This is a genomic window from Streptomyces sp. NPDC004561, from assembly GCF_053602155.1.
Window position 1 is genome coordinate 1 of sequence record NZ_JBSGDB010000367.1, and the last position, 9,009, is coordinate 9,009.

The window sequence follows — 9,009 nt, forward strand, 5'->3', positions numbered from 1 at the left end:
GGTTGGTGAGGGCGAGCGTGTGCTTGGTGGAGATGCGGGCGGGCCCGGTGCCGTAGCCCTTGGTGAAGCCCGCCTTGTCGATCAGCCAGGCCGCGGAGGTCTTGGTGCGGTCGCCCGCCGGGTACGCGGGCGGCTGGACGTCCGCCCCCAGCCGCTCGTGCACGCGCGCGTGGAAGGCGGCGAACTGCGCCTCGGTGAGGATCGGGTTGGTGAAGAAGGAGCCGGCCGACCAGGTGTCGTGGTCCTCCGGGGCCAGGACCATGCCCTTTCCGGCGCGCAGCTTCAGCACGGTCTCGCGGGCGTCGGCCAGCGGCACCCGGTCCCCGGGTTCGACACCGAGCGCACGGGCCGCCTCGGCGTACTTCACGGGCGCGGACAGGCCGCCGGCGTCCTCCAGCTCGAAGCGGACGCGGAGCACGACGTAGCGCTCGGGGTCGGCCTTGAAGCGGCTGTGCCGGTAGGAGAAGGCGCACTCCTCGTTCGTCAGCGTGACGGTCTCACCGGCGCGCCGGTCGTAGGCGATCACCTCGGTGATGGTGGAGGAGACCTCCTGGCCGTAGGCGCCCACGTTCTGGATCGGCGTGGCGCCCGCCGACCCGGGGATCCCGGCCAGGCACTCGACGCCGGCGAGCCCGGCCTCGACCGTGCGGGCGACGGCGTCCGTCCAGACCTCGCCGGCCGCCAGCTCCAGCGTGGTGCCGCGCAGTTCGACACCGCGGGTGGCGATGCGCAGGGCGGTGCCGTCGAAGCCCTTGTCGCCGATGACCAGGTTCGATCCGCCGCCGATGACCAGCAGCGGCGTCCCGTTGTCGTCGGCCTCGCGGACGGCGTCGATCACCTCGGCGTCGGTCACGGCGGTGACCAGCCGCGTCGCGGGACCGCCGAGCCGGAAGGTGGTCAGCGGGGCAAGGGGGGCGTCGTGGAGTACCTGCACGGCCCCAAGACTACGAGACGGCTCCGACAGCCCTGTACGCACGCGGCTCCCGCGCACCGACGGCTCCCGTACGCAGATGGCGCCCGCGTCGGCGGCACCCGCACGGGAAGAAGAGGCACGCGCGCGTGGCCCCCTTCCGAGGGCCACGCGCGCGTGCGTGCGTCGTGGGCGGCCGCCAGGCGGTCTACGACAGTCGCCGGAACGCCTCCTCCCAGCTCAGCGGAAGTTCGTCGCTGGTGGTCCGCCAGGTGGCGAAGACGACGTCGCGCATCTGGGAGGAGAGCGCGCCGGAGATCGGCCGGTGAGCGCCGGAGTGGGCGAAGGCCTTCAGCGCCTCGGCCGACTCCCACGCGGACAGCGTCCAGAAGGTCCGCCGCAGGGGCCGGGCCCTGAGGGAGGCCCCGTAGGCGCCGCGCGCGTGGCCGATCTGCCGCCACACCGCCGGGGTGCGGGCGAGGAAGCGCAGGGCGCCCCACAGGGTGCGGGTCTCGAAGCGGGAGGCGAACACGTGCACCTCGGCACCGGGGGGCGCCGGGTTCGGGACGGTCCAGGGAAGCGTGGGCATCACGGGCTCCTTGCGGAAGGTTCCGGGTCGGCGAGAGGTTCGAGGTCAGCGGGAGGTTCCGGGTCAGCGGGAGCTGGTCTCCAGGACCGGCGCGGGCGCCTCACCGGTCTTCGCGGCGGTCCGCGCGGCGCTCCGGCGGGCCGGGATCACCAGGGCGGCGAGTGCGGCGAGTGCGACCATCGCCGAGCCGGTGACCAGGGCGGGCCGCAGACCGTCCACGAAGGCCTGCGCGGACTCGTAGCCTCCGCGGGCGGAGAAGATCGACGACATGACCGCGATGCCGAGCGCCCCGCCGACCTCGCGCAGGGCGTTGTTCGCACCGGAGGCGATGCCCTGCTCCTGCGGGCGGACGCTGGACATCACCAGGTTGGCGGCCGGGGCGAAGTACAGGGCCATGCCGATGCCGCTGACGACGAGGGCGGGCAGCTGGGCGGCGTAGGAGGCGTCCACGGTGGCCACGGCGGCCATGTAGCCGAGGCCGACGGCCTGGAGGAAGAGGCCCGCGGCGACGACCGGGCGGCCGCCGATGCGGTCGGACAGCATCCCGGCGATCGGCGCGACGATCATCGGCATGCCGGTCCACGGCAGCATCCTGAGGCCCGCCTCGGTGGGCGAGTAGCCGAGCACGCCCTGCATGTACTGGCTGAGCAGGAAGATCGAGCCGAACATCCCCAGGAACATCAGCAGGCTCGCGGCGTTGATGCCCGCGAAGGCGCGGGAGCGGAACAGCCGCATCGGCAGCATGGGGTTCTTGCTGCGGATCCCGTGGCGGACGAAGCCGGCGAGCAGCGCGGTGCCCGCGATCAGGCCGGTCAGCACGAGGGCGCCGGTCCACCCGTCGACGGGGCCGCGCACCAGCCCGTACACGATCCCGAAGAGTCCGCCGCTGGCGAGCAGTGTGCCGGGGATGTCGAGCCGGGCGCCGATGCCGTGGGACTCGGCGAGGCGCAGACGGGCGAGCGGCAGCACGATCAGGCCGAGCGGGACGTTCAGCCAGAAGATCCAGTGCCAGGAGACGTGCTCGGTGAGGCTGCCGCCGATGAGGGGTCCGGAGGCGACGGCGAGTCCGTTGACGGCGCCCCAGATGCCGTAGACCGTCCCGCGCCTGGCGGCGGGCACGGCCGCGGTCAGCAGGGTCAGGGTGAGCGGCATCATCACGGCCGCGCCGACGCCCTGGACCGCGCGGGCGGCGATCAGGGAGCCGATGCCGGGCGCCATGGCCGCGGCGGCGGAGGCGCCGGTGAAGACGGCGAGTCCGGCGATGAACAGCCGCCTGCGCCCGAACCGGTCACCGAGCGCGGCGCCGAACATCAGCAGGACGGCGAAGGTGAGCGTGTACGCGCTCACGGTCCACTCCAGATCGTCCAGCGCCCCGCCGAGGTCCTTGCGGATCGAGGGCAGGGCGGTGGTGACGACGAGGTTGTCGAGGGCCGCCATGAAGCCGGCGACGCTGGTGATGAGAAGGGCCCAGGCGGTGCTGCCGCGGGCCGTGGTGCCCGGTGTTTCGGTCTGCTGTGACATCGCTCCCCCAGAGGTGATGCAACCGGATTAGTTATTGATCACTAACTTTTGCGCCCAGAAAAAGGCGAGCGCACCCGCCTTCTCCCGCTACTTCTCCAGCCGGCCCGTCAGCCGCGCCGACGGGTACAGCCCCTCCCAGACCCGGTGCCCAGGCGGAAAGCCCATGGCGACCAGGCAGTTGATCAGCATCCCGGACGCCATGAAGCCGGTCGTCTCGTTGCTGTCGTCACCCAGCGGCACGTGGACGGCGTCCCACAGCCGCATCCAGCCGGCGCGCACCGCTTCCCCGAACTCGTGGTCGCCCTCTTCCTCGGCGGCCGAGACGGCCAGGTACATCTGCATCTGCATGAGCAGCCGCGAGGGCCGCTCCGCGATGGCCTCGGTGTACGCGTTCGCCATGGCGTGCAGGGCCTCTTCGCCCCACAGTCCGTCGGCGGCCTCCGTGAACATCCGGACGGTGTCCTCCATGCAGCGTTCCGCCGCCGCCAGGAAGATCGCCTTCTTCCCCGGGAAGAGCCGGAAGAGATAGGGCTGCGAGACCCCGACCCGCTTGGCGATCGCCTCGGTGGACGTGCCGTAGTAGCCGCCACGACCGAACTCGTCCATCGCCGCACGGATGACGCTCTCGCGCCGCTCCTCTGCACTCATCCTGGGCATGCGGCTAAGTTAGTACTCAATCACTAACTTGGCAAGGCGTGCTGTGCGGTGCGCCGGTACGAGTAAGCGGTGCGCTGTATGAGTCGAGCAAGCGGTGCGCTGTACGCGTAAGGGGCGCCCCGCCATGGAGAACGCCCCTTACCCCGGACCACGAAGCCGGCCTGTCAGGCCAGTCGTACGACCGCCCGGGACATGCCCAGCACCTTCTGGCCGCCGCTGGTCGCCGTCAGGTCCACGCGCACGGTGTTGTCGTCGAGCTTGGCCGCGACCTTGCCGCTGACCTCGATCAGGGCGCCCGTGTCGTCGTTGGGCACGACGACGGGCTTGGTGAAGCGGACGCCGTACTCCACGACCGCCCCGGGGTCCCCGATCCAATCGGTGACCACGCGGATCGCCTCGGCCATGGTGAACATGCCGTGCGCGATGACGTCCGGAAGGCCCACCTCCTTGGCGAACTTCTCGTTCCAGTGGATCGGGTTGAAGTCCCCAGAGGCGCCCGCGTAGCGCACGAGCGCGGCACGGGTCACGGGGAAGGTCTGCGCCGGCAGCTCGGTGCCGACCTCGACGTCGCCGTACGCGATGTTCGCCGTCATCAGGTGCTCACGCCTCCTCGGCCGCGCGGGCCACGAGCTTGGTCCAGGCGGTCACGACGTGCTCGCCCGCCTCGTCGTGCACCTCACCGCGGATGTCCAGGATGTCGTTGCCCGCGAGGGACTTGATGGCCTCGATGGTGGAGGTGACCGTGAGCCGGTCGCCGGCGCGCACCGGGCGGACGTAGGCGAACTTCTGGTCGCCGTGCACCACGCGGCTGTAGTCCAGACCGAGCTGCGGGTCCTCGACGACCTGCCCGGCGGCGCGGAACGTGATGGAGAACACGAAGGTCGGCGGAGCGATCACATCGGGGTGCCCGAACGCCTTGGCGGCTTCCGGGTCCGTGTACACCGGGTTGGCCTCGCCGACCGCCTCGGCGAACTCGCGGATCTTCTCCCGGCCCACCTCGTAGGGCGCGGTGGGCGGATAGGTCCGTCCCACGAAGGACTGATCGAGCGCCATGGCCCGGCACCTCCTGATGTCTGCTGTGATGGCCCCAAATTAGCCCGAAACCAACCGGGGAAACGCCACGAGGCCGCCCCCTCGGAAGGGGACGGCCTCGTGAACGAGCCTTTTATCGCGTCTCGCGGTGCGCGGTGTGCGCGTTGCAACGCGGGCAGTGCTTCTTCATCTCAAGACGGTCCGGGTTGTTACGCCGGTTCTTCTTGGTGATGTAGTTCCGCTCCTTGCACTCCACGCAGGCCAGCGTGATCTTCGGGCGGACGTCGGTGGCAGCCACGTGAGTGCTCCTAAGACGAACGGATGGACTGATTTAACGCAAGAAAGAGTAGCCGATCGAAGGACCGACCCCACAATCGGCTACTGTCAGTAGCGGTGACCGGACTTGAACCGGTGACACAGCGATTATGAGCCGCTTGCTCTACCGACTGAGCTACACCGCTTTGATGAGATCAGCCCCGCCTTGCGACGGGAACCTCTCCCACCAGAGCCCCAAAACGGAATCGAACCGTTGACCTTCTCCTTACCATGGAGACGCTCTGCCGACTGAGCTATTGGGGCGAGCGATGAAGACATTACACGGTCCGCAGCCGTTCGCCCAAATCCGTATCCCCGCGCCCGCCGCACCCCACTTCCCAGCACTCTCCGTCGCCTCGCACACCCCGGGAAACGGCGATGGGCCGGGCGAGGAGGTGGGTCCGGAGGGTGTGATGCGGGGCCCGGCGGATGCGGGCACGCGCGCGCGTGTCCGCACGTGGTCGTACGGACCGGGTGTGGGGCACGCGCGCGTGGTCGTCTCGGGCGGGGGTGGGATCCGGCCGGACGTGACAGGGACCGTGCGGCGGCCGTGGACACCGATGAGATGGGCCGCACGGGCGGACGGCACAGGTATGGCCGGTGCAGCGCAGGTACGGCCGGTGCACGTACGGCGGTGCGCGTACGGCGGTGCGCGTACGGCCGGTGGTGGGCCACGCCGGTACGACTATTGCGCTCCTCCACGAGCTGCGCGGCTCGCCACCCTAGGCTCGAGTCACTCTGTGTGATCTTGGGCGCTCAGAGCCTCCGACGGCGCACGCCGAGGTGCCCAGAGCCCCACCGCCCCGGCCCCGACCCTGGAGCGCGATGCCCGACAGCCAGCCGCAGCCGCAACCGCCGTCGAACTCGTCGGGGTCCTCGGGCCAGTCCGATCCGGCAGGGCTCCTGCTGTGCGGGGCGCGGCTCACCGACGGCCGGACCGTGGACGTACGGCTGGGCGGCGGGCGCATCGAGGCGGTGGGCACCGCCGGCAGCCTCGCGCCGGCCCCGGCCGGGACGGGTGCCGTGCGGGTGGACCTGACCGGCTACCTGCTGCTCCCCGCCCCGGCGGATCCGCACGCCCACGGCGACACCGCCCTGTCCGGCGAGCACCCCGGTCCGGTCTCGTACGCCCCCGAGGAGGTCCAGCGCCGGGCGACGGAGTCGGTGCTGCTGCAGCTCGGACACGGGGCGACGGCGGTACGCGCGCACGTACGCGTGGGCGACGTCCAGGGCCTGGGCGCGCTCGGTGCCGTCCTGCAGGCGCGGCGGGCGCTGCGAGGGCTCGCGGAACTGACGACGGTCGCGATGCCCCGGCTGCTGACGGGTGTGGCCGGCGCCGACGGGCTCGCGATGCTGCGGGACGCGGTGAAGATGGGCGCCTCGGTGGTGGGCGGCTGCCCGGACCTGGACCCGGATCCCACGGGTTACGTGGAGGCGGTCCTGGAGGTGGCCTCCGAGCACGGCTGTCCGGTGGACCTGCACACGGACGCCGCCGACCCGGCCAGGTTGTCCCGGCTCGCCGCCATGGCGGGGGGCCTGCGCCCCGGCGTGACGATCGGGCCGTGCGCCGGTCTCGCGCGCCTGCCCGCGGAGGCCGCCTCCCGTGCCGCGGACCAGCTCGCGGCGGCCGGCGTGACGGTGGTGTGCCTGCCGCAGGGCCGCTGCGGCGGCGGCGACCGGCGGGGCATGGCTCCGGTGCGGCTGCTGCGCGCGGCCGGGGTCCGGGTGGCCGCCGGCAGCGGCGCCCTGCGCGACGTCTCGAACCCGGTCGGCCGCGGCGACCCCCTCGAGGCGGCCTACCTCCTCGCCTCCGCCCACGGGCTGCGCCCGGAGAACGCCTACGACAGCGTGAGCGCCTCGGCCCGTGCGGTCCTGGGCCTGCCGGACGTCCGCGTGGAAGCGGGCTTCCCCGCCGAACTCCTCGCCGTACGCGGCGACCATCTGGCCGGCGCCCTCTCCCTGGCGTACAGCCGGATCGTGGTGCACCGGGGGCGGGTGGTGGCGCGTACGAGCGCGGTCCGCGAGTACTGCAACTCGGCGGCCGCCGCGGAACTGGGGCTGCCACGCCAGGGGCGCGGAGAGCTGTCGTGAGGCGGCGAAGGTGAGGCGCCCGGGGTGACCGGCGACTCCCGCATGTGATTCCGGTGCGGGCTGGTACTTGTGAGACAGGTGCGGGCCGCACCTGGCGCCTGTGAGCCGGGGGCGGCCCGTGGGGCTGTGATCCGGGTGCGCCCGAGGGCGGTGGGCCGGATACGGCGGTCGGGGTGTGCCCGAAGGTGGTGGGCCGGGTACGGCGATCCGGGTGCTCCCGAGGGCGGTGAGTCCGGTGCGCCCGAGGCCGGTGGGCCCGGTGTGCCCGGGGCGCGTGAGCCGGGTGCGCTCCGGTGCGCGAGTGCCCGGGTCACCCCAGGCCACGCCGGTTAAGTCGTGCGGCGGGCGCGGCTCTTCGGGCGTACGGTCGGAAACATGCGCATTGTCATCGCTGGGGGTCATGGTCAGATCGCGCTGCGGCTGGAGCGTCTGCTCGCCGCGCGTGGGGACGAGGTGGCGGGAATCATCCGCAAAGCCGAGCAGGGCGACGACCTGCGGACGGCCGGTGCCGAACCGGTCCTGCTCGACCTGGAGTCCGCCTCGGTGGAGGAGGTCGCGGCGCATCTGCAGGGCGCGGACGCGGCGGTGTTCGCGGCCGGTGCGGGCCCTGGTAGCGGCACGGCCCGCAAGGAGACCGTGGACAAGGGCGCGGCGATGCTGTTCGCGGACGCGGCCGTCCGCACGCGCGTACGCCGTTTCGTGGTGGTGTCCTCGATGGGCGCCGACCCCGCGCACCAGGGCGATGACGTCTTCGACGTGTATCTGCGCGCCAAGGGCGAGGCCGACGCGTACGTCAGCCGCCAGGAGGCCCTGGACTGGACGATCCTGCGCCCGGGCGCGCTGACGAACGACGCGGGAACCGGCCTGGTCCGACTGGAGGCGCACACCGGGCGCGGCCCGATCCCGCGGGACGACGTGGCGGCCGTGATCGCGGAGCTGGTGGACACGTCGGCGACGGCAGGCCTGACGCTGGAGCTGATCAGCGGCTCGACGCCGGTGTCGGTCGCGGTGAAGTCGGTGGCCGGGAACTGAGAGCGACGGCCGGGCGTTGAACGGTTCGGACCCGCTGCCGCCCCGTCAGAACCCGGCCAACTCAGAACAGGGGCAGCTGCCCGGGAAAGTCCGGCACGGCGTACCCGTCCAACGACGGCTGGACCGCCCCGAGTTGCGCATGCTGCCGTGACCCCGCGCAGGAGACGAGCTCGCGGTTCTCCCGTGCCCCGGGCGGGTCGTGTCGCGCGAAGCGGCCGGCGACGACCGCGATTTCGCGGCGGCACACGGGACAGGTTCTGCGTCGGGAGGGCATGCCGCCAGTGTGCCCGCGCCCGGGCGAAGGCGACACCGCCCTCACGTGCGCGTCTCCGCTTCCCATCGGTCCGGTCCCACCCCGCGCCAGTCGATCAGCGGCGAGTCGGCCACCTGCTCCGGCTCGATCTCCAGCCCGGCCCGGCGCAGGAACTCGACCAGGTCCCCCACGTTGTGCGCGAGGCCGAGGATCTCGCCGTCCACCCGGACCCGGCGGCCACCGGTCGGGGAGGGCAGGTGCACGACGATGGGACGTTTCCCTGCCATGGCTCCAGCATCGTCCGGACCGGCCGGACCCGCACCCGGGCCGGTCATTCGGGGATTCCCTGCACGGTGCCGGACCTGCGCGGCGGGATTGCCGGGACATCTCCTGCGGTGAGCACACGCACCGCCGGCTCCCGGCCGATCTCCATGGAGTGCCGGCCGGCCCCCGTGTCGCGCCGGCCGGCGCGCGAGCGGCCTCCGGCATGGACGTACGCGGTGCGCCGACGGTTCGGCCCGCCCTCGGAAGGCGCCGGCGGATAGTTACCGTTCACGCGTTCGATTCTAGGGAACAGCCAGATCAGCCCGCCGGAGGTGGCCGCCTCGG

12 protein-coding genes and 2 tRNA genes are annotated in these 9,009 nt (G+C 72.3%); 2 read left to right on the forward strand and 12 right to left on the reverse strand.

Annotated features, from left to right (window positions below):
• The 9 genes from ACWEN3_RS34145 to ACWEN3_RS34185 all read right to left on the reverse strand — a co-directional run.
• Window positions 1-934, reverse strand: a 934-nt coding sequence (locus tag ACWEN3_RS34145; protein ID WP_452978865.1) for a UDP-N-acetylmuramate dehydrogenase, incomplete at its 3' end; no start/stop codon positions are given.
• Window positions 935-1,118: 184 nt separating this feature from the next.
• A complete protein-coding gene (locus tag ACWEN3_RS34150) occupies window positions 1,119-1,499 on the reverse strand; it encodes a DUF3291 domain-containing protein (protein WP_452978868.1) in 381 nt (126 codons plus the stop codon).
• A 63-nt stretch (window positions 1,500-1,562) separates the two neighbouring features.
• Complete coding sequence (locus ACWEN3_RS34155) at window positions 1,563-3,020, reverse strand: DHA2 family efflux MFS transporter permease subunit (protein ID WP_452978871.1); 1,458 nt, start codon at window positions 3,018-3,020, stop codon at window positions 1,563-1,565.
• A gap of 87 nt (window positions 3,021-3,107) precedes the next feature.
• Window positions 3,108-3,677 (reverse strand): TetR/AcrR family transcriptional regulator, encoded by a 570-nt coding sequence (locus ACWEN3_RS34160; RefSeq protein ID WP_452978874.1) that lies wholly within the window; start codon window positions 3,675-3,677, stop codon window positions 3,108-3,110.
• A 164-nt stretch (window positions 3,678-3,841) separates the two neighbouring features.
• Window positions 3,842-4,270, reverse strand: a complete 429-nt coding sequence (locus ACWEN3_RS34165) for a MaoC family dehydratase (protein WP_452978877.1) — start codon at window positions 4,268-4,270, stop codon at window positions 3,842-3,844.
• 7 nt (window positions 4,271-4,277) lie between these two features.
• Window positions 4,278-4,730 (reverse strand): FAS1-like dehydratase domain-containing protein, encoded by a 453-nt coding sequence (locus tag ACWEN3_RS34170; RefSeq protein ID WP_452978880.1) that lies wholly within the window; start codon window positions 4,728-4,730, stop codon window positions 4,278-4,280.
• Between the two features lie 112 nt (window positions 4,731-4,842).
• Window positions 4,843-5,007 (reverse strand): 50S ribosomal protein L33, encoded by a 165-nt coding sequence (gene rpmG, locus ACWEN3_RS34175; RefSeq protein ID WP_003948671.1) that lies wholly within the window; start codon window positions 5,005-5,007, stop codon window positions 4,843-4,845.
• A gap of 90 nt (window positions 5,008-5,097) precedes the next feature.
• Window positions 5,098-5,170 (reverse strand) — tRNA-Met (locus tag ACWEN3_RS34180).
• Window positions 5,171-5,215: 45 nt separating this feature from the next.
• A tRNA-Thr gene (locus tag ACWEN3_RS34185) sits at window positions 5,216-5,288 on the reverse strand.
• Between the two features lie 561 nt (window positions 5,289-5,849).
• Between ACWEN3_RS34185 and ACWEN3_RS34190 the strand changes: the two genes are divergently transcribed.
• Both ACWEN3_RS34190 and ACWEN3_RS34195 read left to right on the forward strand, forming a co-directional pair.
• A complete protein-coding gene (locus ACWEN3_RS34190; RefSeq protein ID WP_452978883.1) occupies window positions 5,850-7,115 on the forward strand; it encodes an amidohydrolase family protein in 1,266 nt (421 codons plus the stop codon).
• A 375-nt stretch (window positions 7,116-7,490) separates the two neighbouring features.
• On the forward strand, window positions 7,491-8,147 hold the full coding sequence (locus tag ACWEN3_RS34195; RefSeq protein ID WP_452978886.1) for an NAD(P)H-binding protein: 657 nt from the start codon (window positions 7,491-7,493) through the stop codon (window positions 8,145-8,147).
• A gap of 61 nt (window positions 8,148-8,208) precedes the next feature.
• Here the strand turns inward: ACWEN3_RS34195 and ACWEN3_RS34200 are convergent, their stop codons facing one another.
• From ACWEN3_RS34200 to ACWEN3_RS34210, 3 genes are all read right to left on the reverse strand, one after another.
• Window positions 8,209-8,421: a hypothetical protein gene (locus tag ACWEN3_RS34200; protein WP_452978889.1), complete on the reverse strand. Its 213-nt coding sequence runs from the start codon at window positions 8,419-8,421 to the stop codon at window positions 8,209-8,211.
• A gap of 41 nt (window positions 8,422-8,462) precedes the next feature.
• Window positions 8,463-8,687: a hypothetical protein gene (locus tag ACWEN3_RS34205; RefSeq protein WP_452978892.1), complete on the reverse strand. Its 225-nt coding sequence runs from the start codon at window positions 8,685-8,687 to the stop codon at window positions 8,463-8,465.
• A gap of 44 nt (window positions 8,688-8,731) precedes the next feature.
• Window positions 8,732-9,009 (reverse strand): hypothetical protein (locus ACWEN3_RS34210; protein WP_452978895.1); only part of this gene is annotated, 278 nt, incomplete at its 5' end.